The 24,387-nt window shown below is 56.4% G+C and carries 21 protein-coding genes; 9 read left to right on the top strand and 12 right to left on the bottom strand.

The window, feature by feature from the left end:
- Window position 1 precedes the first annotated feature (1 nt).
- The 7 genes from rsxD to IAI47_RS10430 form a co-directional block, all read right to left on the bottom strand.
- The gene (rsxD, locus tag IAI47_RS10460) at window positions 2-1,060 is read right to left on the bottom strand and encodes an electron transport complex subunit RsxD (protein WP_008926224.1); all 1,059 of its coding nucleotides are present in this window, start codon (window positions 1,058-1,060) and stop codon (window positions 2-4) included.
- Entirely contained in the window at window positions 1,061-3,904 is a 2,844-nt protein-coding gene (gene rsxC, locus IAI47_RS10455; protein WP_008926225.1) for an electron transport complex subunit RsxC, read from the bottom strand. It lies immediately after the preceding gene.
- A complete protein-coding gene (gene rsxB / locus IAI47_RS10450) occupies window positions 3,897-4,475 on the bottom strand; it encodes an electron transport complex subunit RsxB (protein ID WP_008926226.1) in 579 nt (192 codons plus the stop codon). The genes rsxC and rsxB overlap by 8 nt, the downstream gene beginning before the upstream one ends.
- Complete coding sequence (gene rsxA, locus IAI47_RS10445) at window positions 4,475-5,056, bottom strand: electron transport complex subunit RsxA (protein ID WP_003853423.1); 582 nt, start codon at window positions 5,054-5,056, stop codon at window positions 4,475-4,477. Before rsxA ends, rsxB begins: the two co-directional genes overlap by 1 nt.
- A 123-nt stretch (window positions 5,057-5,179) precedes the next feature.
- Window positions 5,180-5,623, bottom strand: coding sequence for a DUF2569 domain-containing protein (locus tag IAI47_RS10440; RefSeq protein ID WP_003853425.1), 444 nt, complete (start codon window positions 5,621-5,623; stop codon window positions 5,180-5,182).
- Between the two features lie 110 nt (window positions 5,624-5,733).
- Window positions 5,734-5,949 carry a transcription modulator YdgT gene (gene ydgT / locus IAI47_RS10435; protein WP_033743278.1) on the bottom strand — a complete coding sequence of 72 codons (216 nt, stop codon included), beginning with the start codon at window positions 5,947-5,949 and terminating at the stop codon, window positions 5,734-5,736.
- 291 nt (window positions 5,950-6,240) lie between these two features.
- A complete protein-coding gene (locus IAI47_RS10430) occupies window positions 6,241-6,420 on the bottom strand; it encodes a hypothetical protein (RefSeq protein WP_003853428.1) in 180 nt (59 codons plus the stop codon).
- Window positions 6,421-6,636: 216 nt separating this feature from the next.
- Between IAI47_RS10430 and ytfQ the strand changes: the two genes are divergently transcribed.
- From ytfQ to yjfF, 4 genes are all read left to right on the top strand, one after another.
- Window positions 6,637-7,593, top strand: coding sequence for a galactofuranose ABC transporter, galactofuranose-binding protein YtfQ (ytfQ, locus tag IAI47_RS10425; RefSeq protein ID WP_008926228.1), 957 nt, complete (start codon window positions 6,637-6,639; stop codon window positions 7,591-7,593).
- Between the two features lie 76 nt (window positions 7,594-7,669).
- Window positions 7,670-9,190, top strand: a complete 1,521-nt coding sequence (locus IAI47_RS10420) for a sugar ABC transporter ATP-binding protein (RefSeq protein WP_008926229.1) — start codon at window positions 7,670-7,672, stop codon at window positions 9,188-9,190.
- On the top strand, window positions 9,183-10,199 hold the full coding sequence (gene ytfT, locus IAI47_RS10415; RefSeq protein WP_008926230.1) for a galactofuranose ABC transporter, ATP-binding protein YtfT: 1,017 nt from the start codon (window positions 9,183-9,185) through the stop codon (window positions 10,197-10,199). Before IAI47_RS10420 ends, ytfT begins: the two co-directional genes overlap by 8 nt.
- The gene (gene yjfF, locus IAI47_RS10410) at window positions 10,196-11,182 is read left to right on the top strand and encodes a galactofuranose ABC transporter, permease protein YjfF (protein WP_003853433.1); all 987 of its coding nucleotides are present in this window, start codon (window positions 10,196-10,198) and stop codon (window positions 11,180-11,182) included. The genes ytfT and yjfF overlap by 4 nt, the downstream gene beginning before the upstream one ends.
- A gap of 43 nt (window positions 11,183-11,225) precedes the next feature.
- Here yjfF and IAI47_RS10405 read toward each other — a convergent pair whose 3' ends face one another.
- The 3 genes from IAI47_RS10405 to IAI47_RS10395 form a co-directional block, all read right to left on the bottom strand.
- Window positions 11,226-11,693: a GNAT family N-acetyltransferase gene (locus IAI47_RS10405; RefSeq protein WP_008926231.1), complete on the bottom strand. Its 468-nt coding sequence runs from the start codon at window positions 11,691-11,693 to the stop codon at window positions 11,226-11,228.
- A gap of 588 nt (window positions 11,694-12,281) precedes the next feature.
- Window positions 12,282-13,781 (bottom strand): L-arabinose isomerase, encoded by a 1,500-nt coding sequence (gene araA, locus IAI47_RS10400; protein WP_008926233.1) that lies wholly within the window; start codon window positions 13,779-13,781, stop codon window positions 12,282-12,284.
- A gap of 203 nt (window positions 13,782-13,984) precedes the next feature.
- Window positions 13,985-15,688, bottom strand: coding sequence for a ribulokinase (locus tag IAI47_RS10395; protein WP_008926234.1), 1,704 nt, complete (start codon window positions 15,686-15,688; stop codon window positions 13,985-13,987).
- Between the two features lie 365 nt (window positions 15,689-16,053).
- On the opposite strand from IAI47_RS10395, the gene IAI47_RS10390 reads away from it, so the two are divergent.
- From IAI47_RS10390 to IAI47_RS10370, 5 genes are all read left to right on the top strand, one after another.
- Window positions 16,054-17,037, top strand: coding sequence for an arabinose ABC transporter substrate-binding protein (locus IAI47_RS10390; RefSeq protein ID WP_003853437.1), 984 nt, complete (start codon window positions 16,054-16,056; stop codon window positions 17,035-17,037).
- Between the two features lie 99 nt (window positions 17,038-17,136).
- On the top strand, window positions 17,137-18,657 hold the full coding sequence (gene araG, locus IAI47_RS10385) for an L-arabinose ABC transporter ATP-binding protein AraG (RefSeq protein ID WP_008926235.1): 1,521 nt from the start codon (window positions 17,137-17,139) through the stop codon (window positions 18,655-18,657).
- 12 nt (window positions 18,658-18,669) lie between these two features.
- Window positions 18,670-19,653: an L-arabinose ABC transporter permease AraH gene (gene araH / locus IAI47_RS10380; protein WP_003853439.1), complete on the top strand. Its 984-nt coding sequence runs from the start codon at window positions 18,670-18,672 to the stop codon at window positions 19,651-19,653.
- A 76-nt stretch (window positions 19,654-19,729) separates the two neighbouring features.
- Window positions 19,730-20,647 carry an arabinose operon transcriptional regulator AraC gene (araC, locus tag IAI47_RS10375; protein ID WP_003853440.1) on the top strand — a complete coding sequence of 306 codons (918 nt, stop codon included), beginning with the start codon at window positions 19,730-19,732 and terminating at the stop codon, window positions 20,645-20,647.
- A gap of 79 nt (window positions 20,648-20,726) precedes the next feature.
- Complete coding sequence (locus IAI47_RS10370; protein ID WP_003853441.1) at window positions 20,727-21,773, top strand: oxidoreductase; 1,047 nt, start codon at window positions 20,727-20,729, stop codon at window positions 21,771-21,773.
- A 295-nt stretch (window positions 21,774-22,068) separates the two neighbouring features.
- Here IAI47_RS10370 and add read toward each other — a convergent pair whose 3' ends face one another.
- Together add and IAI47_RS10360 are read right to left on the bottom strand one after the other, a co-directional pair.
- Window positions 22,069-23,064, bottom strand: coding sequence for an adenosine deaminase (gene add / locus IAI47_RS10365; protein ID WP_003853442.1), 996 nt, complete (start codon window positions 23,062-23,064; stop codon window positions 22,069-22,071).
- Between the two features lie 143 nt (window positions 23,065-23,207).
- A complete protein-coding gene (locus tag IAI47_RS10360) occupies window positions 23,208-24,380 on the bottom strand; it encodes a MalY/PatB family protein (protein ID WP_008926236.1) in 1,173 nt (390 codons plus the stop codon).
- Between the last annotated feature and the right edge of the window lie 7 nt (window positions 24,381-24,387).

The following is a 24,387-nucleotide window of genomic DNA, read 5'->3' as shown; positions in this document are numbered from 1 at the left end:
CTTAATCCTTCTGATGGCCGTAAACGCGCGGCTGGGTGTAGTAATCGATGAGCGGCACGCAGATGTTTGCCAACAGCACAGCAAATGCCACGCCATCAGGATAGCCGCCAAAGCTGCGAATCAGCCAGACCAGCAATCCAATCAGCGCACCATAGATCAGGCGACCCCGATTGGTGGTGGAGGCGGTCACCGGATCGGTGGCAATAAAGAACGCCCCCAGCATGGTGGCACCGGAGAACAGGTGAATCAGCGGACTGTTGAGTGATTCCGGTGAGAAGAACCAGCCCAGCGTGGCGCAGAACGCCAGTGACAGCAGCATGGCTGCAGGGATATGCCAGCGAATCGCACTTTTCCACAGCAGGAACAGGCCGCCCACCAGATATCCGACATTGACCCACTGCCAGCCCAGGCCCGCCAGCACGCCGCTGTAGATCGGCTGGGCCAGCAAATGCTCTGCGCTGTGACCGGCGCGTAAACCGGTTTTAAAGGTATCAAGCGGCGTCGCCTGGCTGATGCCATCCACTCCTATCTGCAACTGCTGCATGGTTTCGCCCGCCAGCGTATGGCCACTGAACACCATGCTAAGACTGTCCATCAGCCCCGGTTTGATCGCCTGAAGGGTGTCAGGCGGCAGCCAGCTGGTCATTTGCACCGGGAAGGAGATCAGCAGCACCACATAGCCGACCATCGCCGGGTTAAACGGGTTCTGTCCCAGACCGCCATAAAGCTGTTTAGCAATGACCACAGCAAACAGCGTACCGATCACCACCAGCCACCAGGGCGCCAGCGGGGGCAGGCTGATACCAATCAGCACAGCAGTCAGTAACGCAGAGTTATCCGCCAGGGTGCTGCCAACGGGCGCTTTACGCAGCCGCAGAATGGCCGCCTCGGTCAGCCAGGCGGTGAGCGTCGCAAGCAGGACCTGCAAAAAGGTGCCGTAACCAAAGAAATAACATTGTGCAGCAAAACCCGGCACTGCAGCCAGCACCACCAGCAGCATGATGTTGCCTGTGCTGCGGCGGTTATGGGTGTAAGGAGAACTTGCGATACGAAAAGCCATTTAATCCTCAAGCGTCTTAGACGACTGCGCTTTACGCGCTTTGGCACGGGCGATGGCGGCAGCAATAGCGGCCTTGCGCGCATCATCGGGTTGATTCAGTTCAGGTGCCTGTTCAGGTTCAGCATTCGCATTGTTTGCCTGCTCCTGCGCCTCTTCAGCTTTCTCCACCGCAAAATGCGCGGCAGTAGCGACTGCTGCGGCATCGCGTGAAGCCATCTCCGCGTCATGTTCAGCCTGCGCGGCTTTCTTCGCTTTGGCACGGGCAATCGCCGCCTGAATGGCAGCTTTGCGCGGGTCAGTTTCGGCAGCGGCGTCTGGCGCGGCTTCCGAAACGCTCGGGGTGTCAGCCGGAGTCGCCGCATCCGTATCTTCAGCCTGCGCGGCTTTCTTCGCTTTGACACGGGCAATGGCGGCCTGCACCGCAGCTTTACGCGGATCGGTTTCAGCAGCGGCGTCTGGCGCGGCTTCAGTAACGCTCGCCGCGTCAGCCGGAGTCGTCGCATCCACGCCTTCAGCCTGTGCGGCTTTCTTCGCTTTGGCGCGGGCAATGGCGGCCTGCACCGCAGCTTTGCGCGGGTCAGTTTCGGCAGCGGCGCCTGGCGCGGCTTCAGACTCGCTCGCCGTGTCAGCCGGCGTCGCCGCATCCGCGCCTTCAGCCTGTGCGGCTTTCTTCGCTTTGGCGCGGGCAATCGCGGCCTGTACCGCAGCTTTACGCGGGTCGGTTTCGGCAGCGGCGTCTGGCGCGGCTTCAGAAACGCTCGCCGTGTCAGCCGGAGCCGCGGCTTCAGCCTGCGCGGCTTTCTTCGCTTTGGCGCGGGCAATCGCGGCCTGCACCGCAGCTTTGCGCGGGTCGGTTTCGGCAGCGGCGTCTGGCGCGACTTCACTAACGTTCGCCGTGTCAGCCGGAGTCGCGGCTTCAGCCTGCGCGGCTTTCTTCGCTTTGGCGCGGGCAATGGCGGCCTGCACCGCAGCTTTGCGCGGGTCAGTTTCAGCAGCGGCGTCTGGCGCGGCGTCAGAAACGTTCGCCGTGTCAGCCGGAGCCGCGGCTTCAGCCTGTGCAGCTTTCTTCGCCTTAGCGCGGGCTACCGCCGCTTCGACAGCGGCTTTGCGCGGATCGACGCTGGCTTCAGCCACGGTCTCCACCGCATCAACCGGTGACACTTTCTTCACCTTAGCTCGGGCAATGGCCGCTTCAACCGCGGCTTTGCGCGGATCGACAGTCTGACGCGTTACTGGTTGGGTTTCCGCCTGAGCCTCGGCCTGACGCAGACGCGCCTGCGCATGACGGGCTTCACGTTGCGCTTCAAGCGTCGCTTCATCCGGTTCAGCGGCCTGGCGGGCTTTCACCCGCGCTTTCGCAGCCGCCAGCTCACTGGTATCGGTACGGGCTACACGCTGTTTTGCCTCCTCATGACGCGCTTCACGGGCCTGTTTCTCGCGCTCCAGCCTTGCCTGACGGGCTTCGAAGCGAGCTTTGGCTTCCAGCGTGCGTTTCGCTTCCAGATCGATGGCGCGCAGCTCCGCTTTTTCCTGGCGATAATATTGCACCAGCGGAATATTGCTCGGGCAGACATAGGCGCAGGCGCCACATTCAATACAGTCATCAATGTGGTGTGAGCGCGCTTTATCGTGATCGCCGCCCTGGCTGAACCAGTAAAGCTGCTGAGGCAGCAGCTTAGCCGGACAGGCATCGGCGCAGGCGGAACAGCGAATGCAGGACTGCTCTTCATCGTTGTTACCCATCTCACTGGGAGAGGGGGCGAGAATACAGTTGGTGATCTTCACCACCGGCACATCCAGCGACGGCAGGGTAAAGCCCATCAGCGGGCCGCCCATGATCACCATCTGACGCGGTGCTGGTGTAAAACCGACATGGTGCAAGAGATGGCTGATTGGGGTGCCGAGACGACTCCAGACGTTACGCGGCTGGGCAATTGACTCGCCAGTCAGCGTCACGACACGTTCGGTAATCGGCTCACCATTAATAATGGCGCGTTTAACCGCCCAGGCGGTGCCAACGTTTTGCATCAGCACACCGATATCGGTGGAACGTCCGCCGTGTGGCACTTCCATGCCGGTCAGAATACGGGTCAGCTGCTTTGCGCCGCCAGAAGGGTATTTAGTCGGGATGACGCGAATGTGCAGATCGCGTTCGTTACCCAATGCCTGTTTCAGCGCGGCAATCGCCTCTGGTTTATTATCCTCAATACCAATCAAAACCCGCTCAGCCTGCAACACCCATGCGAGAATGCGACTGCCTTCCAGCACTTCGGCGGCGTAATCCTGCATCAGACGATCGTCCGCGGTGATGTAGGGCTCGCACTCGGCCGCATTAATAATCAGGGTTTTCACCCCGCGCAGGCCGCCTTTGAGTTTGGTGGCGGTAGGGAAGCCCGCGCCACCCAGGCCCGCAACGCCGGCGTCGTGAATACGTTGCACAATGTCGGCGCGCGGATGCTGACGGTAGTCAGGCAGAGGATCAAGCGGTATCCAGCGGTCGTCGCCGTCGGGCGTCAGAAAAATACACAGTTCTGACAAACCCGAAGGATGCGCGGTCATATGCTGACCAATATCATCAATGACACCAGAAGTGGGTGCATGGACCGGCAGCATACGGCCCGTGCCAAACGTCAGGGGCTGACCGCGCAACACCTTGTCGCCAGGTGCAACGCAGATCTCACCTTCATGTCCGATATGCTGTTTCAGCGGGATAATAAAACGGTGTGGCAACGGCAGTTCGCTGAGTGGCGTACCGTTAGACTGGGTTTTCATTTCCGGCGGATGAATACCGCCCTGAAAATCCCAGACCTTCTCTTTTTTCAGGAAGTTAAACAGATTAAGCATGAGTATCTACCGGAATCACCCGTACAGGAATGGTATTCAAATCCCACTTCCAGTTAGCTGGTGTGGTGGCAACCGGACGCATTTCAATACAGTCTGTCGGGCAGGGTGCGACGCAGAGATCGCAGCCGGTACAGACATCGCTCAGCACGGTGTGCATGGCGCGGGTTGCCCCGACAATCGCATCCACCGGACAGGCCTGAATACATTTGGTGCAGCCAATACAGTTGGCTTCGTCAATGAACGCCACCGTGCGCACCGGCTCTTTCGCCGATTCATCGCCATCAATCGGCTGCGGATCAACGTTAAGCAGCGCAGCCAGTTTGAGCATGGTCTGCTCGCCGCCTGGCGCGCATTTATTGATCGCTTCGCCGTTGTTGCCGACCGCATCCGCATAGGGACGGCAGCCTGGATAGCCACACTGACCACACTGGCTCTGCGGCAGAATGGCATCAATCTGCTCAACGATAGGATCTTCTTCGACTTCAAAGCGGCGCGAGGCGTAACCCAGCAGCGCGCCGAACACCAGGCTCAGCGCACTTAATACGGCAACAGCAATCCAGATCGCGGTCATCAGAATTTCACCAGACCGCTGAAGCCCATAAATGCCAGCGCCATCAGGCCCGCAGTGATCAGGGCGATGGAGTTGCCTTTGAACGGGGCCGGAACATTCGCCAGCACCAGGCGCTCACGCATACCGGCGAACAGGACCATCACCAGCGAAAAGCCGATGGAAGCACTGAAACCATACAGCGCAGCCTGCATAAAGGTGTGGTTGAGGTTAACACTCAGCAGCGGCACGCCCAGCACCGCACAGTTGGTGGTAATTAGCGGCAGAAAAATACCCAGCAGGCGATAGAGCGACGGGCTGGTCTTACGTACTACCATCTCGGTGAACTGCACGACAACAGCGATCACCAGGATATACGCCATGGTGCGCAGATAGACCAGATCCAGCGGCAGCAGGATCAGATGATTGACCAGCCAGGCGCAGATCGACGCCAGCGTGATGACGAATGTCGTGGCGAGGCCCATGCCAATTGCCGTTTCCAGTTTTTTGGAAACGCCCATAAAAGGACAAAGGCCGAGAAACTTCACTAATACGAAGTTATTCACCAGCACGGTGCCAACAAAGAGAAGCAGATAATCGGTCATTTTTTCGCCTGGGAGCCAGAAAGCGGCTTATTATCATTGATAGCGCGACGTATCTCAACACCCGCGCCACCCGCAAGGCGGCAGACCGCACTCAGAATTAAATTCCTGACACAACTCACCGCGTTACGGCGCGATAAAGGTCTTTTTTACCCGTTCTGAGCGTTTGAAATAGGGCACAAACACCGCCGCGGCCAGCAGCGACAGCAGTAATGTCTGAAGGGCTCGGCTATCAGCGACGGGTGTGAAAGCAAAGGTTTTCAGCGCCAGTAGCACGGTAATCAGCAGCCAGAGCAGATAATGGCGCGGCAGGCGTCGGGAGCGCTTCAGGAACAGCCAGCTGATCCAAAGACTATAGGCCCAGACCGCCACGGCGGTAAGCAGGGAAATGGCCCAGTATGAGAAGAGGGTGCTGCCGTGAGAAAACAGCGCCACACGCCACGCCGGATTAAACAGGGGAGTCAGATACATCGCCAGCACCAGAACGGTGGTTAACAGGGTCATTATCAGCCAGGCCAGAGGCAGCAAAAGCCAGCCACCAATGCGCGGCGCAGCAACCTGTTCATTCATCGTAGTTATTCCTGTCTCGGAGAGTCAAAGCGCAGCAGAATAACATGTCCAGAGAGGCACGCCCATCCGGACAACGTCAGCAGTAAACGAAGCGATAAATCAGTGAGAAATCAGACCACGTAGCGCCACACCGTTTTTGGTACGCAGCCCAGATCATATAACCGTCCGCCAGAGGCCAGTTCAGCGCGTCGATGGTCGGCAGCCCGGTACATATTGATAATTTCCAAATCATTGGTCAGGGAGTAATTAAGATGATCGAAAAGCTTTTCCAGACTGTCTGAATTATTTACTTTGCGGAATTTAAGCAGGTAATCGTGCGCAGTCATCATTGCCATAATAGATAGAAGTAACAAAGGAGTGCTCAGTATAGGGGGCGGGCTTGGTCTGTCCAGATCATGCAGGTGGAAAAAGCCGAAAATCAGACAAAATCACCTTATTAGTCACTAAAAGTCCATATTCCTCGTTCTGACTATGCACGATGTTGGTAACTCAGCGCCTTAGTTTACTACGTCAGCCTGACTGGTTCGGGTTACTGCGGCAAGTAAACGTTAAAAATAAGCAGCACAATATTATTTTTTATTCCATTTGACCCTGACAGCACATGAATACCTTATTTACTACACTTTAACCGCAGGAAATTTAACCGTTAAATAACGAATGCCATAGAAACGTTTCGCGCCTGATTCGTCTTCACCATCGATTGTGCGGACAATCACAAATCCCATTTTTTGTTCACCGCAAACCGGATAACCCGTTTTGTACGCCTGCCTGTAATCGTTTCCAGTGGCGTTAAACATAAGCGATTCTGTTTATTACATTTATTTAACCGGCATTGTAATTTTACTCAGCGATTTTATCCATAACAACCCTGTTGGAAAACTGCTCGCTCTGCACGTAACTCCTTTAAATTGCTCTGTTTTGTGAAGTGTGTCGCCATTATGCACGCTTTTTTAGTCCAGTCTAAGCAGGCTCTCTACCCTAAACAGCAAACGCCTTTCAGAGGATTAAAAACTATGTGGAAACGTTTACTTCTGACCACGCTGGTCAGCGCCGCGTTAACCGGCCCGGTACTCGCTGCTGATATGACGGTCGGCTTCTCGCAGGTCGGTTCAGAATCTGGCTGGCGCTCAGCGGAAACTAACGTAGCGAAAAGCGAAGCCAAAAAACGCGGAATCACCCTGAAAATCGCCGACGGACAGCAGAAACAAGAGAATCAGATCAAAGCCGTGCGTTCGTTCATTGCTCAGGGCGTTGATGCCATCTTTATCGCGCCTGTGGTACAGACCGGCTGGGAGCCGGTACTGGAAGAAGCCAAAGATGCCAAAATACCGGTTTACCTGCTGGATCGCGCCATCGTGGTGAAAGACAAATCGCTCTATCAGGCGGTGGTGACAGCTGACAACGTGCTGGAAGGCAAGCTGATTGGCGACTGGCTGGTAAAAACCGTAGGCGACAAAAAATGTAACGTGGTCGAACTGCAGGGCACGGTCGGTGCCAGCGTGGCAATCGACCGCAAGAAAGGCTTTGCCGAGGCAATCAGCAACCACCCTAACATTAAAGTGATCCGTTCTCAGTCCGGTGACTTTACCCGCAGTAAAGGTAAAGAGGTGATGGAGAGCTTTATCAAGGCGGAAAACAACGGCAAAAACATCTGCATGGTTTACGCGCATAACGATGACATGGCGATCGGTGCCATTCAGGCCATTAAGGAAGCCGGCCTGAAACCGGGCAAAGATATTCTGACTGGCTCAATTGATGGCGTACCGGATATCTACAAAGCGATGCTGGCGGGTGAGGCTAACGCCAACGTGGAACTGACGCCAAATATGGCGGGTCCGGCGTTTGATGCGCTGGAAAAATTCAAAAAAGATGGCACGCTGCCGCCAAAAGTGATCAAGACCGAATCGAAGCTGTTCCTGCCTGCTGATGCACAGGCGGAGCTGGATAAGAAAAACGGTATGGGTTACTGATTCACCGACCCGTCAAAGACCAGCCGCAGACCGCCCTCCGGGGCGGTTTTTCATGACGTAAGGCGGAGTGAGCAGAATGACCACGCAAAATGAAACACCGCTGCTATCCATCAGCGGCATTAGCAAAGGTTTTCCCGGCGTCAAAGCGCTGAATAATGTTTCCTTTGATATACGCAAAGGGGAGATCATGGCGCTGCTGGGCGAGAACGGTGCCGGTAAATCCACGCTGATTAAAGTGCTGACCGGTGTTTACAGCCGCGACGCCGGCACCATTACACTGAACGGCGAGCCGATTACACCGCACAATACGGCGCAGGCGCAGGAGATGGGTATCGGCACCGTTTATCAGGAAGTGAATATGCTGCCGAACATGTCGGTGGCAGATAACCTCTATATAGGGCGTGAGCCGCGTCGTTTTGGCATGATTGACCGTCGGAAGATGGTGCGTGATGCCGATGCGCTGATGCGGAATTACGGTTTTTCCCTTGATGTCACGCGTCCGCTGGGCCACTACTCGGTGGCAATGCAGCAGATTATTGCCATCTGTCGCGCGGTCGACCTTTCTGCTCAGGTGTTGATCCTCGACGAGCCAACAGCCAGTCTGGATGCCAGTGAAGTCGAGATGCTGTTTACCCTGATGGCGCAGTTAAAAGCCAAAGGGATGAGCCTGATTTTTGTGACCCATTTTCTTGACCAGGTGTACCGAATTACTGACCGGATTACCGTGCTGCGTAACGGGCAATTTATCGCGACTCGTGAGACCGCCACGCTGCCACAGATTGAACTGATTAAGCTGATGTTAGGACGTGAACTGCTTGAGACGGCGTTACAGCGTCAGGGCAGCACGCTGCGCAGCAATCAGCCGGTGGTGTCATTTGAAGATTACGGCAGAAAGGGCACCATTGAGCCTTTTAACCTGGCTGTGCGTCCCGGTGAGGTGGTGGGACTGGCGGGGCTGCTGGGCTCAGGCCGCACCGAAACCGCAGAAGTGTTGTTTGGTATTCGTCGCGCCGATCGCGGAACCGCGAAGATCAAAGGTAAAGTGCAGCGTATTACCAACCCGGCGAAAGCCTCACAGCTTGGCATGGGGTTTTGCCCGGAAGATCGTAAGACAGACGGGATTATTGGCGCGGCCTCCGTGCGCGAAAATATTATTCTGGCATTGCAGGCGCAGCGCGGCTGGTTACGGCCCATTAAAAAACGCGAGCAGCAGGCGATTGCCGATCGTTTCATCAAAAGTCTGGGCATTCGCACGCCGCACGCTGAGCAGCCGGTAGAGCTGTTATCGGGTGGCAATCAGCAGAAGGTGTTGCTGTCGCGCTGGCTGGTGACCAAACCGCAGTTTTTGATCCTCGACGAGCCGACGCGCGGTATTGATGTGGGTGCGCACGCCGAGATTATCCGTTTAATCGAATCCCTTTGCGCCGATGGTCTGGCGCTGCTGGTGATCTCCTCTGAACTCGAAGAGCTGGTCGGTTATGCCGATCGGGTGCTGATCATGCGCGATCTGAAGCAGGTGGCAGAAATTCCGCTGGAGCAGCTTTCGGTGGCGTCGATCGTGAATGCTATCGCGGACGGAGGGGCAAAACATGCTTGAGTCACCTATGACATCTGAAAAAACGCCACGTCGTAAGCTGAAACTCCCGCCGGGGATGCCGCAAATCGCCGCGCTGCTGTTGGTGCTGTTAATCGACAGTCTGGTGGCCAATAACTTTTTTGCAGTGCATCTGCAGGATGGCCGTCTGTTCGGCAGTCCGATCGATATTCTTAACCGTGCGGCACCGGTTGCCCTGCTGGCGATAGGGATGACGCTGGTGATCGCGACTGGCGGCATCGATCTTTCCGTAGGGGCGGTGATGGCGATAGCGGGCGCAACGGCCGCCACACTGACCGTCGCCGGGCACGGTGTGCCGTTTATTATTCTCTGCACGCTGGCAACCGGTTTAGCCTGTGGTTTGTGGAACGGGGTGCTGGTGGCGCTGCTGCGTATTCAGCCATTTGTTGCGACGCTGATTCTGATGGTTGCCGGGCGCGGTATTGCTCAGCTGATTACCCAGGGGCAGATTGTGACGTTCGACAGTGACAGTCTTGGCTGGTTTGGTAACGGCTCGCTGTGGATGTTGCCGGTGCCGGTCTGGATCACGCTGGTGGTCGCGCTGGCCGTCTGGCTGCTGACGCGCAAAACCGCGCTGGGTCTGTTTATCGAAGCGGTGGGGATTAACCTGCGCGCTGCCCGCAATGCGGGTGTGACGGGCTGGCTGGTGGTGATGTCCACCTACGCGATCAGTGGCGTCTGTGCGGCAGTGGCCGGGCTCATCGTCGCGGCGGATATTCGCGGTGCAGATGCCAATAACGCCGGTTTGTGGCTGGAGCTGGACGCGATTCTCGCCGTGGTGATAGGCGGTGCATCCCTGATGGGTGGCCGTTTTAATCTGGTGCTGTCGCTGATTGGTGCGCTGATTATTCAGTCGATGAATACCGGGATTCTGCTCTCCGGCTTCCCGCCTGAGCTGAATCAGGTGGTGAAAGCGGTGGTGGTGATGTGCGTGTTGTTACTGCAGTCACCGCGATTTATTGCGATGTTAAAACGGAGGCGTCCGACATGATTAAACGTCATCTTCCGCTGATGATTACCTTGCTGGTGTTTGTGGCGGGTTATCTGTTTTGTCTGAGTCAGTTTCCGGGTTTTGCTTCTACCCGGGTAATTTGCAATATCCTGACCGATAACGCGTTCCTTGGCATTATCGCCGTCGGCATGACTTTTGTGATTTTATCTGGCGGTATCGATCTGTCGGTCGGCGCAGTGATTGCTTTTACCGGTGTGTTTCTGGCGCGGGCAATTGGTGATTTCCATGTCGATCCGCTGCTGGCCTTTGCGTTGATTCTGTCAATGGGCGCGCTGTTTGGTGCCATGATGGGCTGGTTGATCGATGCGCTTAAGATCCCGGCGTTTATTATTACACTGGCAGGAATGTTTTTCCTGCGCGGCTGTTCTTATCTGGTGTCTGAGAACTCGATTCCTATTGATCATCCGCTTTATACCATGCTTTCCAGTCTGGCGTGGAAAGTGCCGGGTGGTGGGCGTCTGAGCCTGCTGGCCGTGATTATGCTGGTGGTGGTGATTGGCGGGATTATTCTGGCGCACCGCACGCGCTTTGGTAATCGGGTTTATGCTATTGGCGGGAATCTGACCTCCGCTCAGCTGATGGGTGTTTCAACCCGTGCGACCACCATTAAGATTTATATGCTTTCCACCACGCTGGCGACGCTGGCTGGCATCGTGTTCTCGATCTATACCTCGGCAGGTTATGCGCTGGCCGGGTTGGGTGTGGAGCTGGATGCGATTGCATCGGTGGTGATTGGCGGCACGTTGTTGTCGGGTGGTGTCGGTACGGTGCTGGGTACGCTGTTTGGTGTGTTGATTCAGGGGCTGATTCAGACCTGGATTAACTTTGACGGCACGCTGAGTTCGTGGTGGACCAAGATCGCCATCGGGATTCTGCTGTTTGCGTTTATCGCGCTGCAGCGGTTACTGACGGTGATCTGGGATCGTCAGCAGAACGCACCGGTTAAACGCATCCCAACCTGAGTATTGCGTATCCCGGTTAATGGCGGCTCTCAGGAGCCGCCTTTTACGGCGCCAGATGCAGCACCATCACCGTGACTTCTTCTCCCGCTATGTGCCGCTGTTCCACCGCCTGCCATCCTGAACGCTGATAGTACGCCTGCTGATCGGGAGTATAGAGCCAGAGTTCACTAATTCGCTTTTGTCTGGCACGCGCAATTACCTGCTGGATCAACGCGTTTGCTACGCCCTGACCGCGAAATTTTTTGTCCGTCACCACTTCACCCATCCAGTATTCTCTTGCCGGGATGTCGTCCAGTTCATAGCGGATGACGCTACAGGTCGCGATGACCGTTTCGCCATCCGGCGTGGCAACAAGGGTAAATTCCGCCGAGCCTGTCTGGTTCCTTTGGTGTAAATGCGCAAGGATGGTGGGTTGATGTGACCAGGCTGGATGATGTGACCATTCAGTGTGCAGCAGTTTTGCTGTTTGTCTGGCGTAGTCGGGATGTTGGTTCAGATCGACAACTTGCATGGCGCTGGTTACCTTCGTTTTGTCAGTCTACAAGCAATACAGGCTGGTGGGGAAAAGTGCAAGATGATGAAAGAGTTGAGTTTTAGCAAAGAGACCGGTGCTCTTATGTATTACCGGGAAAACAATCGCTATGGGATTCAGGTGTAAGGTCAGGAAAGGTAGGCCTGATCGCAAAGGATTCCCGCATCCATGCGGATCGGCCGCGCCATCCCTGGCGCGGACGCTTTGCTCTTCAGGCATACCATTCCTTCCCGGTTGGGCTTGATCATTGCTGTAATGGACAGTGCGAGATTGAAAGAATGGAGTGCACAGTTGCAGCGAAATGGGACTTTCGCAGTAAGGGCTTTTATTACATGCTGAGCTTTTGAATATTCGCAAAAATGCAAAATTAAGGAGGGGATGGCGGGCAGTGGAGTAAAGCGTCCGCCGCAGGGACGCGGCGGCCGAGCCTACAGGGATGTATTTACGGCGACTTTACGGAACGCCCGCCATTCCCGACTGAATAGCACGAACCTGCAAACAAACGGCGCTTTATCGATCCTGAACCGATTTCTTTTCAGAACCCCTAAAGCGCCGTTTAATCACTTATTAACGTTTAAGACGGTAATAAGCTTCGTTCCAGCGCAGCGCATCTTTAAACGCAGGCAAGGTGGTGTGCTCATCAATCACCAGCACTTCGATATCGTTCATCTCACCGTACAGATACATATCCTCCAGCGTCAGCGCCTGGCTGAACACCGTATGGTGTGCACCGCCGCCCAGAATCCATGCTTCAGAGGCGGTCGCCAGTGATGGCTGCGCTTTCCACAGAGCGCGCGCAACCGGCAACTTCGGCAGCGGTTTCGGCTGTTCGATAGCATCCACCACGTTAACCAGCAGACGGAAACGGTCGCCCATATCAATCACGCTGGCGTTAACCGCACTGCCCGCTGGGGTGGAGAAAATCATACGCGCTGGATCGGCTTTATCACCAATGCCCAGGAACTGCACATCGATTAAGGGTTTCTCTTCAATGGCAATTGACGGGCAGACTTCCAGCATGTGCGAGCCAAGCACTAAATCGTTGCCTGGTGAGAAGTGATAGGTGTAATCCTCCATAAAGGAGGTGCCACCTTTACGGTCACCGGCCAGCACTTTGAAGATGCGCAGCAGGGCAGCGGTTTTCCAGTCGCCTTCGCCGGCGAAGCCATAACCCTGACCCATCAGACGCTGAACTGCCAGACCGGGCAACTGCGTCATGCCGTGCAGCGTCTGGAAGTTAGTGGTAAAGGCGTGGCAGCCTTCTGCTTCAAGGAAACGCTTCAGACCGAGTTCGATGCGTGCAGCATCCAGCACGTTCTGACGTTTCTCACCGCCAGATGCGGCGACATCGGTAAAGCGATAAAGACTTTCATATTCGTCGATCAGCGCATTCACGTCGCCATCGCTGACGCCATTGATCACCTCAACCAGATCGCCAACGCCCCAGCCATTCACTGAATAGCCGAACTGAATCTGCGCGGCGACTTTATCGCCTTCGGTTACGGCCACTTCACGCATGTTGTCGCCAAAGCGAGCGACTTTCAGCTGCTGGCTGGCCTGTTTAGCCAGTGCTGCACGCATCCAGTTGCCCAGGCGCTGCTGGCTGGCGCTGTCTTTCCAGTGACCGGTCACCACGCTGTGCTGCAGACCCATGCGCGCGCCGATGAAACCGAACTCACGGCCGCCATGTGCGGTCTGGTTCAGGTTCATAAAGTCCATGTCCATGCTGTCCCATGGGATCTCGGCATTGAACTGGGTATGGAATTGCAGCAGCGGCTTATTCAGCACGCTCAGGCCGCCGATCCACATTTTGGCCGGGGAGAAAGTGTGCAGCCAGGTAATGATCCCAACGCACTGCTTGTCATAATTAGCATCGCGACACAGGGCCAGCGCTTCATCCGGTGACTTCACCAGCGGTTTCAGCTCCAGACGCAGTGGTAAACCGGCCTGATTTAAACCCTCGACGACCTGACGTGCATTCTGTTCAACCTGGCGTAACGTTTCCGCCCCATAGAGATGCTGCGTGCCGATAACAAACCACACGCTGTAATTGTTTGACTGTTCCATAAAACCACTCCTTCACTTAGCGCCTACCTGATAGGCTATTTTATTTGTCATTCCGAACCTGGGCAGCGCTCACACAGGCTGCTTTAGCAACCTGAACGCCCGTCAGGGCGGCCCTGAAGGGGCGAGCGCAGCGAGTAATCCTCACGTACGCCCTCTACGCTCCGGTAGCTCCGCACTGTCCGTGTCCAGACTGCCTGCAACAATTACGCCTGTTGGGAGAGGCTCGTCGCGGAAGCGGGGCGGGCGGCGTATTGCGGTTCAGCCGTCACGCACCATTGTTGATAGCGTTGATACAGTTGTTGATAGCGGGCAACGCGCGCCGGATCGGGCTGCAGCGTCACGGCAATCGGACTGGCCATGACCTGCTGAGCATCCGGGACGCTGGCGTGAACACCTGCAGCAACGGCGGCGAAAATGGCCGCACCCAATGCACAGCACTCGTCAGAGGCGACGATATCCAGTGGCCGGTTCATCACATCGCAGCAGGCCTGCATAATCGCCGGAGATTTTCGCGCGATGCCGCCGAGAGTCAGAATGCTCCCGACCGGGATCTGCTGCTGCTCAAAGCACTCCATAATGGCGCGCGCGCCAAACGCGGTTGCTGCGACCAGACCACCAAACAATGCAGGGGCATCAGTGCCCAGATTCAGGTCGGTAATCACCCCTTTCAGACGCTGATTTGCATTCGGTGTGCGGCGCCCGTTAAACCAGTCCAGTACCACCGGCAGGTGATCGAGCTGCGGATTGGCAGCCCAGGCCTCGGTTAAATCCTTAATCAGCGTTTTTTGCATCTCAGCCAGCTGAGGCTTCAGTTCCGGATGCTGCTGCGCCGCCAGCTGTAATGGCCAGCCCAGCAAACGGCTGAACCAGGCGTAGATATCACCAAAGGCAGACTGACCCGCCTCCAGTCCGATAGCGCCGGGCATGACGCTGCCATCGACCTGACCGCAGATGCCTTTGATATCGCGATCGCCGACCTTTTCTGCGTCAGCAATCAGAATGTCGCAGGTTGAGGTGCCGATCACTTTCACCAGCGTATAAGGTTTAGCTCCGCCGCCGACCGCGCCCATGTGACAGTCAAACGCGCCACCGGAAAGTGTCACGGTCTGCGTCAGACCAAGACGCTGCGCCCATTCCGGGCTGAGGGTGCCCACCGGCATATCAGCGGTCCAGGTGTCAGTAAACAGCGGGGAGTCGAGCTGCTGCGTTAACAGCGGGTCGAGCGCATTCAGGAAATCGACATCGGGCAGGCCGTTCCAGTCGCCGTGCCACAACGCTTTATGTCCGGCGGCACAACGGCCGCGACGCAGCTTATCTGGTGCGGTGGTGCCGCTTAACAGGGCGGGCACCCAGTCGCACAGCTCCACCCAGGAGACGGCGGCTTCGCGCACAGCCGAATCTTCACGCGACACGTGCAGAATCTTCGCCCAGAACCACTCCGAAGAATAAATGCCGCCGATATAGCGGCTGTAATCCTGGAAGCGGCCACTGTGGCAAAGCTGATTAATCTCTTCCGCTTCTTCTATAGCCGTGTGATCTTTCCACAACACGAACATCGCGTTGGGGTTCTCAGCGAACTCCGGACGCAGCGCCAGCACGTTGCCGTCGCGGTCAATAGGCGCCGGGGTAGAACCGGTGCTGTCAACGCCAATGCCGACCACGGCGTTGCGCTGATCTTCACTCAGTGCATTCAGAACGCCGAGCAGCGCCTGCTCCATAGCGTCAATATAATCCTGTGGATGGTGGCGAAAACGGTTGGTGTGCGGATCGCTGTATAAGCCCTGTTGCCAGCGCGGATAGCTGAACACCGCACTCTGCAGCTCTTTGCCGCTATGACAATCCACGGCCAGCGCACGCACCGAATCACTACCAAAGTCCAGCCCAAGGGTGATGGCTCCAGCACGCATCGGAATCTCCTGTAGTTAGTTAACGCCTTTATCCTGGGTTCGGTGCACCAAATCAGTTAGTCATGGCTGGCTGACAATATGCACTTTTCTGTCATCGGCAGTGATTTTGTGATCCATTGCATAAGTTAAGGGCCGGTTAAATTTGCTGAATATATGGATGATTTTGCCGTGATTTTAAGATGTGATACCGCTCTACATTTTTCTTCGCTAATACCGCTAAAACTAGCCCAGCGTCTGGACACTCTGTCAGCACATGCCAGCCTAACGCACTGATTTATGGCTGTACCCACAAAACAAAACTTACTGGTAGCGTTTACACCGATTCGTTATTAGCAGCGAAAAATAACCTGGTACCGGAGAGCATCATGCATAAATTCACTAAAGCATTCGCGGCCATCGGCCTGGCAGCGGTTATGTCACAATCCGCTATCGCCGAGACCATGAAGCTGGGTTTTTTAGTCAAGCAACCAGAAGAACCCTGGTTCCAGACTGAATGGAAATTCGCCGATAAAGCGGGCAAAGATCTTGGCTTTGATGTCATTAAAATTGCCGTGCCGGATGGTGAAAAAACCCTGAATGCCATCGACAGCCTGGCGGCGAACGGCGCAAAAGGTTTTGTCATCTGTACGCCCGATCCAAAACTCGGTTCCGCCATCATGGCAAAAGCGCGCGGCTACGGCCTGAAAGTCATCGCAGTGGATGATCAGTTCGTCACCGCCAAAGGCAAGCCAATGGATACCGTGCCACTGGTGATGATGGCGGCCACTAAAATTGGTGAGCGTCAGGGTCAGGAGCTTTATAAAGAGATGCAGAAACGCGGCTGGGATGTGAAAACCACCGGCGTGATGGCCATTACCGCCAACGAACTCGACACCGCTCGTCGTCGTACTGGCGGCTCAATGGACGCGATCAAAGCCGCTGGCTTCCCGGCAGCCCAGATCTACCAGGTCCCAACCAAATCTAACGACATCCCTGGCGCGTTTGATGCCGGTAACTCCCTGCTGGTGCAGCATCCTGAAGTCAAACACTGGCTGATTGTCGGCATGAACGACAACACCGTGCTGGGCGGCGTACGTGCGACTGAAGGTCAGGGCTTTAAAGCGGCTGACGTCATCGGTATCGGCATCAACGGCGTCGATGCCATCAGCGAACTGTCGAAAGACAAGGCGACCGGCTTCTACGGTTCGCTGCTGCCAAGCCCGGATATCCACGGCTACAAAAGCAGCCAGATGCTCTACAACTGGGTCAGCAAAGGTGAAGAGCCACCTAAATTCACCGAAGTTACTGATGTGGTGCTGATCACCCGTGACAACTTCAAAACTGAACTGGCGAAAAAAGGACTGATGTAACTGTGAGCCTGCCGGGCTGTTCGTTGCCCGGCATCCTTAATAGCCCATTTCGCGTCGCCCGCCATAACCGGCCGGTGGCGCGAAAGAGTGAGGATTAACATGAACACTGATTCAGCATTTCTGTCGTTTCATGGCATCAGTAAAACTTTCCCTGGCGTGAAAGCGTTGCAGGATATCTCCTTCGACTGCCGTGGCGGTGAAGTTCACGCTCTGATGGGCGAGAACGGCGCAGGCAAATCGACGCTGTTAAAAATACTCAGCGGCAGTTATCAGCCGAGCGGCGGTGAGATTCGTATTAAAGGCAAGCCGATGAGTTTTCAGCGCACGACGGATGCACTGGACGCGGGCGTCGCCATTATTTACCAGGAACTGCATCTGGTGCCGGAAATGAGCGTGGCGGAGAACATCTATCTCGGTCAGATTCCGCACAAACATGGACTGGTCAACCGTAAGCTGATGCGTTTTGAGGCGGGCGTACAGCTGAAAAATCTCGGCATGGATATCGATCCCGATATGCCGCTGAAATACCTGTCGCTGGGCCAGTGGCAGATGGTGGAGATTGCCAAAGCGCTGGCGCGCAACGCACGTATTATCGCCTTTGATGAGCCAACCAGCTCCCTGTCGGCGCGTGAAATCGACAACCTGTTCCGCGTCATTCGCCAGCTCCGCGAGGAGGGCCGGGTGGTGCTCTACGTTTCACACCGTATGGAAGAGATTTTCGCCCTTAGCGATGCCATCACCGTGTTTAAAGATGGCCGCTACGTGCGGACATTTACTGACATGGCGAACACCCATCACGACGATCTGGTGCAGGCGATGGTTGGGCGCAACCTGGGCGATATCTATGGCTACACACCGCGTCCCAAAGGGGAAGTGCGGCTGGAGCTGGACAAGGTTGAAGCGAAGGGCGTACGTACGCCAATTTCACTGAAAGTCCATGCCGGTGAAATCGTTGGACTGTTTGGACTGGTTGGTGCCGGACGCAGTGAACTGCTGAAGGGCCTGTTCGGCGGCACGCGTTTGCGTGGCGGTCAGGTCATCCTGGACGGCAAGCCACTGCCGCTGCGTGAGCCGATTGACGCCATTCGTGCCGGCATCATGCTCTGCCCGGAAGATCGTAAAGCTGAGGGCATTATTCCGGTGCACTCGGTGCGCGACAACATCAACATCAGCGCCCGCCGTCACAACCTGACTGCCGGTTGCCTGATAAAAAACGGCTGGGAAAACAAGAACGCCGACAGCCATATCCGCTCGCTGAATATTAAAACGCCCAGCGCCGATCAGCTGATCATGAACCTTTCTGGCGGTAATCAGCAGAAGGCGATCCTGGGACGCTGGCTCTCTGAGGATATGAAAGTGATCCTGCTGGATGAGCCAACGCGCGGCATCGATGTCGGTGCCAAACATGAAATTTATAACCTGATTTATCAGCTGGCGAACCGGGGCATTGCGGTGCTGTTCGCCTCGAGCGATTTACCGGAAGTGATGGGCCTGGCCGATCGCATCGTTGTGATGCGTGAAGGTGCCATTGCCGGTGAACTGCTGCACGACGACGCCACGGAGCAGCAGACGCTGAGCCTGGCGATGCCCAAAACCACTCAAGCGGCCGCCGTGGCCTGACAGGAGATCATCATGGCTTCATCTACGACCTCAAATACACCGCAGCCCGCTTCACGCGGCGGCCTGCAGTTAGGTCGCATCTGGGACAACTTCGGCATGCTGGTGGTATTTGCACTGCTGTTTATTGTCTGTGCGATTTTTGTGCCGAACTTCGGCTCGTTTATCAATATGAAAGGCTTAGGGCTGGCGATGTCGATGTCCGGCATGGTCGCCTGCGGCATGCTGTTCTGTCTGGCCTCCGGTGATTTTGACCTGTCGGTCGCTTCCGTTATCGCCTGTGCGGGTGTCGTCACCGCCGTGGTCATCAATATGACGGAAAGCCTGTGGATTGGTGTGGGTGCCGGACTGGTGCTCGGCATGATCACCGGCTTTATCAACGGCTTTGTGATCGCCCGGCTCAAGATCAATGCGCTGATCACCACGCTGGCGACGATGCAGATCGTGCGCGGCCTGGCTTATATCTTCTCTGACGGTAAAGCGGTTGGTATTGAAGATGAGCGCTTCTTTGAACTGGGCTTTGCCAACTGGCTGGGTGTGCCCGCGCCGATCTGGCTGACCCTGGCCACCATGGTGATCTTCGGCTTCCTGCTCAACAAAACCACCTTTGGTCGTAATACGCTCGCGATTGGTGGCAATGAAGAGGCGGCGCGCCTGGCGGGTGTACCGGTAGTGCGCACCCGTATCATCATCTTTATCCTCTCCGGCCTGGTCTCTGCGGCGGCGGGCATTATTCTGGCGTCACGTATGACCAGCGGCCAGCCGATGACCTCCATCGGCTATGAACTGGTGGTGATTTCTGCCTGCGTACTGGGTGGTGTTTCACTGAAGGGCGGCATCGGCAAGATCTCTTACGTGGTGGCGGGGGTATTGATCCTCGGCACGGTAGAGAATGCGATGAATTTATTGAATATCTCGCCATTCTCACAGTATGTGGTGCGCGGTCTGATACTGTTAGCTGCGGTGATTTTTGACCGTTACAAACAGAAAAAAGCCTGATTGAGCGAGCCGTTGGCCTGCGGACGCAGAGGTGTCTGCAGGCTATCCGAACAATAACAGACTGAGTGAGGACGCTATGTATCACCGCGAATTACCGGCTGAGCAGCAAAACCCCTTGTTGCCGGGCTATTCATTCAATGCCTGGCTGGTGGCAGGGCTGACGCCCATCACTGCCGATGGTCCACTCGATTTTTTTATCGACCGCCCGCACGGCATGAAAGGTTACATTCTGAATCTCACCATTAAAGGTAAAGGGCGGGTATTCGACGGCGAGCGGGCATTTGACTGCGAGCCCGGCGAAATGCTGCTGTTTCAGCCAAAAACCGCCCACTACTATGGTCGCGCGCCGGACAGTCCGCAGTGGTTCCACCGCTGGGTCTATTTCCGTCCGCGCGCCTACTGGCACGACTGGCTGCGCTGGCAGGATGAGCAGGAGGGTGTGGGACGACTGCTGCTGCCTGAGTCACTGCGTGGCGAGTTTGACCGACTGTTTGCCAGTATCGAACAGACCCATAATTCGGGTCGGCGCTTTGCGGAAGAGCTGGCGATGAACCTGCTGGAGCGACTACTGCTACGTGCCGTTGAAGAAGATCCGCGTAGTCATCAGCTCATCCGCGATCCACGCGTAATTGAAGCCTGCCAGTATGTGACCAACCATCTTGCCAGCGAAGTGAAGATTGAAGAGGTGGCGCGTCACGTCTGCCTGTCACCGTCGCGGCTGGCACACCTGTTCCGCGAGCAGATGGGTGTAAATCTGCTGCGCTGGCGTGAAGATCAGCGCGTTATTCGCGCCAAACTGTTGCTGCAGACCACCCAGGAACCGATCGCCTCGGTAGGGCGTGAAGTGGGTTACGACGACCAGCTCTACTTCTCGCGCGTGTTTCGCAAGCGTGTTGGTGTCAGTCCCAGCGATTTCCGCCGCCGCAATCAGGACGCACATGACAGCCTGGCGGCGCAGACGGCCTGGCCCCTGGCGCGGAGTGCTATCTCTTAGTTTTTTCGGGAGATTCCGCCTTGTCCTCACCTGGTTAATAGTCTTAAATCAATCAGGTTAGCGACAAAGAGGAATCAAAATGAGCGATAAATTACGTGTTGGTCTGATCGGCTACGGTTTTGCCAGTAAAACGTTTCACGCCCCGCTGATTGCAGGGACACCGGACGTCGAGCTGGCAGCCATTTCCAGTAGCGACGCCAGCAAAGTCCACGCCGACTGGCCTGCTGTTAAAGTGGTGGCCGATCCTCAGGCGCTGCTGGACGACCCTACGCTGCAACTGATTGTTATTCCTACCCCCAACGACACCCACTTCCCGCTGGCAAAAGCGGCGCTGAACGCCGGTAAACATGTGGTGGTCGACAAGCCGTTTACCGTGACGTTGTCACAGGCGCGCGAACTGGATGCGCTGGCGAAAGCCAAAGGTTTGCTGCTATCGGTGTTCCATAACCGCCGCTGGGACAGTGACTTTCTGACGCTGAAATCCCTCCTTGAGACAGGCTCACTGGGTGAAGTGCGCTATTTCGAATCGCACTTTGACCGCTTCCGTCTGGAAGTGCGTAATCGCTGGCGCGAAATGAAGGGCGCAGGCAGCGGAATCTGGTATGACCTGGGGCCACATCTGCTGGACCAGGCGCTGCAGCTGTTTGGCCCGCCGGTCGCTATTAATGTCGACCTGGCCGAGATGCGTCCGGGCGCGCAGACCACCGACTACTTCCACGCCACGCTGACCTACCCGCAGCGCCGCGTGGTGCTGCACGCCAGCATGCTGGTGGCAGCAGAATCTGCCCGTTATACCGTCCACGGCACGCGCGGCAGTTACGTCAAATATGGTCTGGACCCACAGGAAGATCGCCTGAAGTCGGGGGATTTCCCGCCGCAGGAGGACTGGGGTTATGACATGCGCGACGGCACGCTGACGTTAGTTGACGGTGATTCACTGACGGAAACTACTCAACTGACTCAGCCGGGCAACTATCCCGCTTACTATGCGGGCATCCGCGATGCGATTGCCGGACGCGGTAACAATCCGGTGACGGCGGAAGAGGCGATTCAGGTGATGGAGCTGATTGAACTGGGTCTGCAATCCGCTGAGAAACGCCAGACGATGTCGCTGAAGCGCGTCTGATCTGTAGGTGCTTAATGCAGAAAGCAGAACGGGCCGGTTATCCGGCCCGTTTTATTAGCAGCGCCAACTGCAAGACCGAGCCAGCGAAGGGAGCACGGCCAGATCGGAAAGACGCAAAAGCCGCCATCCATGGCATGCTCGGCCCTCGCCGCCCTGGCGCGGGACGCTTTCCTCTTCTGACCGTGTTCCCTGCGCGTCAAGCATATGCGTGGCTGTCAGAATTGCCCGGAGCGTGTTGGGGCAGCAGAGTGACGGGCCGGTTATCCGGCCCGTTTTTTGTCGCTACGCTTCAGGATTACTGCACGCGTGCGCGGATAGCCGCTTTCTCAGCCTCGCTGAGGAAGGCAATCGTCAGACCATTCTCCTGCGCCTGACGCATCTGCGCTGCGCTCAGACCGGCAGCCGGTGCGGCGTGCTGATACTCATGCGCCAGTTCAATGCCCTGAACCGCCGGATCATCCGTGTTGATGGTCGCCAGAATGCCATGCTCCAGGAAGGTTTTCAGCGGATGCTGCGCCAGTGAGGGCACAGTGCTGGTCTGAATATTGGAGGTCAGGCAGGATTCAATACCAATCCGGTGCTCCGCCAGGAAATCCATCAGCGCGCGATCTTCGATCGCTTTCACACCGTGACCAATACGTTCAGCGCCCAGCTCCCGAATCGCCTGCCAGATGCTCTCTGGTCCGGCCGCTTCGCCCGCATGTACGGTAACGCGGAAGCCGGCATCGCGCGCCTGGGTAAAGTGGCTCAGGAACTCGCTGCCCGGGAAGCCCAGCTCATCTCCCGCCAGATCGACCCCAGTGATGTGATCGCGATGGGCAAGCAAACCTTCCAGCTCGCCGAGGCAGGCATCTTCGCCAAAGGTACGGCTCATAATACCAATCAGACGCACGTCGATATCGTGTTGCTGCCGACCTGCGCGTACGCCCTCGATCACCGCTTCGACCACACCGGCAATCGGCAGGTTGTGGGTCATCGCCATATAACCAGGGGAAAAACGCAGTTCAGTGTAGTGAATGCCGGCGCGCGCGGCATCTTCGACATTCTCCTGCGCGATCCGGCGGCAGGCATCCAGATCGCCCAACACTTTCACGCCCCAGTCGAGCTTCTGCAGGAAGCTCACCAGGTCAGGTTCATTCTCGCCGACCTGCACGTGCGGAAGCAGAGTCTCAAGCGTGGTGGCGGGCAGGGTAAGGTTAAACTGGCGACCTAAATCGAGAATGGTTTGTGCACGAATGTTGCCATCAAGGTGGCGGTGAATATCAGTCAGTGGGATTTTTGAATCGATCATGGCGCACTCGCTCAGTTGTCGGTGAAGTGCAGAGCATTATAAAAATATCTTGCGCAACAGCGCCAGCTATTTGCGCAACAGCCTCGCCGGATGCTGCTTAATTACCCATAACCAGCGAGTGAGAGCCACTTCGCCGATGGATGTCAGCCCTGCAACTGATGTATCGCCGCAATAAGGCGCGAAATGCCATCTTCAATCTTACTACGCGGACAGCCAACGTTAAGACGCAGAAACCCGCTGCCTGCGTCGCCGTAGGTTGAGCCGGGCATAATCGCCACCCGTTGCTGGATCAGCGCCTGTTGCAGTGCCTCTTCAGGAATACCCAGCGCATTCATATCGATCCAGGCGAGATAGGTCGCTTCAGGGATGTGCCAGTTAAGTCCGGGAAACTCAGTGTTGAGGCGATCGGCAACCCGCGTGAAATTGCCGTAAAGATAGCTGCGTAGCGCATCCAGCCACGGCTCGCCATGTCGGTAGGCGGCAACGTGTGCCGTGACGGCCAGCACCGCCGGAGACGAAAGGCCGTCAGCATTTTTCAGCGCCTGAAACCAGGCTGCTCTGTCCGCCGCATCCGGGATGATGCCCCACGCACCCGTCAGGCCCGGCACATTGAAGCTTTTAGACGCCGAGGTAAACAGCGCCCAGTCACTGCGTGCCACGCTGGCCCACGGAGTATGGGGTTGATTACCCATGATCATATCCATATGGATTTCATCGCTGATCACCCGCACGCCGTGACGATCGCAGAGCGCCGCCATCTGTTGCAGCTCCGTTGTCGTCCAGACTTTGCCGGTGGGATTGTGGGGGCTGCAGAGCAACAGGATTTTGCAGCGCGGGCGCGCCAGTCGCGTCTCCAGCGCGGCCATATCACATCGCCAGCGCCCGCGATCCCGCTGCAATGGCATCTCCAGCACCTGTCGCTGATTGCCGCGTACAGTTTTATAAAAGGCATCGTAGGCGGGAGTATGAAGTACCACTTCATCATCCAGGTGACTCCAGCGACGCAGCATCTGCGCCACCATATAGATCACTGACGGGCCATAAACCAGCGTGTCAGCATCGGGCTGGTAGCCGAAACGACTGGACATCCAGTGGCAGCAGGCGGAAAGAAAATCGTCATGCTGCCAGCGACTATAACCCAACACGCCGTGTGCCACGCGCTGCGCCAGCGCCTGCTGAACCGCTGGTGCTGTTCTGAAGTCCATATCGGAAATGGTAAATGGCAACAGATCGGATACGCCAAAGCGGTCAGCCACAAAATCCCACTGCGTAGACCAGCTGCCACGGCGATCGATGACTTCGTCAAAGTTAAACATTATCGGC

The sequence above is a fragment of the Pantoea sp. MT58 genome (assembly GCF_014495885.1).
In the GTDB taxonomy this organism is placed as follows: Bacteria; Pseudomonadota; Gammaproteobacteria; order Enterobacterales; family Enterobacteriaceae; genus Pantoea; species Pantoea eucalypti.
The sequence above is the reverse complement of the archived record's forward strand: the minus strand, read 5'-3'. Positions and strand labels throughout refer to the sequence as shown.

What these genes read in the sequence shown, in the direction of transcription:
- IAI47_RS10405 (WP_008926231.1), bottom strand. Translation starts at nt 11,693, where the DNA reads ATGCAAGTTGTCGATCTGAACCAACATCCCGACTACGCCAGACAAACA.
- rsxA (WP_003853423.1), bottom strand. Translation starts at nt 5,056, where the DNA reads ATGACCGATTATCTGCTTCTCTTTGTTGGCACCGTGCTGGTGAATAAC.
- rsxB (WP_008926226.1), bottom strand. Translation starts at nt 4,475, where the DNA reads ATGACCGCGATCTGGATTGCTGTTGCCGTATTAAGTGCGCTGAGCCTG.
- ytfT (WP_008926230.1), top strand. Translation starts at nt 9,183, where the DNA reads ATGCTTGAGTCACCTATGACATCTGAAAAAACGCCACGTCGTAAGCTG.
- IAI47_RS10440 (WP_003853425.1), bottom strand. Translation starts at nt 5,623, where the DNA reads ATGAATGAACAGGTTGCTGCGCCGCGCATTGGTGGCTGGCTTTTGCTG.
- IAI47_RS10420 (WP_008926229.1), top strand. Translation starts at nt 7,670, where the DNA reads ATGACCACGCAAAATGAAACACCGCTGCTATCCATCAGCGGCATTAGC.
- add (WP_003853442.1), bottom strand. Translation starts at nt 23,064, where the DNA reads ATGATCGATTCAAAAATCCCACTGACTGATATTCACCGCCACCTTGAT.
- rsxC (WP_008926225.1), bottom strand. Translation starts at nt 3,904, where the DNA reads ATGCTTAATCTGTTTAACTTCCTGAAAAAAGAGAAGGTCTGGGATTTT.
- IAI47_RS10390 (WP_003853437.1), top strand. Translation starts at nt 16,054, where the DNA reads ATGCATAAATTCACTAAAGCATTCGCGGCCATCGGCCTGGCAGCGGTT.
- yjfF (WP_003853433.1), top strand. Translation starts at nt 10,196, where the DNA reads ATGATTAAACGTCATCTTCCGCTGATGATTACCTTGCTGGTGTTTGTG.
- araA (WP_008926233.1), bottom strand. Translation starts at nt 13,781, where the DNA reads ATGGAACAGTCAAACAATTACAGCGTGTGGTTTGTTATCGGCACGCAG.
- araH (WP_003853439.1), top strand. Translation starts at nt 18,670, where the DNA reads ATGGCTTCATCTACGACCTCAAATACACCGCAGCCCGCTTCACGCGGC.
- araC (WP_003853440.1), top strand. Translation starts at nt 19,730, where the DNA reads ATGTATCACCGCGAATTACCGGCTGAGCAGCAAAACCCCTTGTTGCCG.
- IAI47_RS10370 (WP_003853441.1), top strand. Translation starts at nt 20,727, where the DNA reads ATGAGCGATAAATTACGTGTTGGTCTGATCGGCTACGGTTTTGCCAGT.
- araG (WP_008926235.1), top strand. Translation starts at nt 17,137, where the DNA reads ATGAACACTGATTCAGCATTTCTGTCGTTTCATGGCATCAGTAAAACT.
- IAI47_RS10430 (WP_003853428.1), bottom strand. Translation starts at nt 6,420, where the DNA reads ATGTTTAACGCCACTGGAAACGATTACAGGCAGGCGTACAAAACGGGT.
- ytfQ (WP_008926228.1), top strand. Translation starts at nt 6,637, where the DNA reads ATGTGGAAACGTTTACTTCTGACCACGCTGGTCAGCGCCGCGTTAACC.
- IAI47_RS10395 (WP_008926234.1), bottom strand. Translation starts at nt 15,688, where the DNA reads ATGCGTGCTGGAGCCATCACCCTTGGGCTGGACTTTGGTAGTGATTCG.
- IAI47_RS10360 (WP_008926236.1), bottom strand. Translation starts at nt 24,380, where the DNA reads ATGTTTAACTTTGACGAAGTCATCGATCGCCGTGGCAGCTGGTCTACG.
- ydgT (WP_033743278.1), bottom strand. Translation starts at nt 5,949, where the DNA reads ATGACTGCGCACGATTACCTGCTTAAATTCCGCAAAGTAAATAATTCA.
- rsxD (WP_008926224.1), bottom strand. Translation starts at nt 1,060, where the DNA reads ATGGCTTTTCGTATCGCAAGTTCTCCTTACACCCATAACCGCCGCAGC.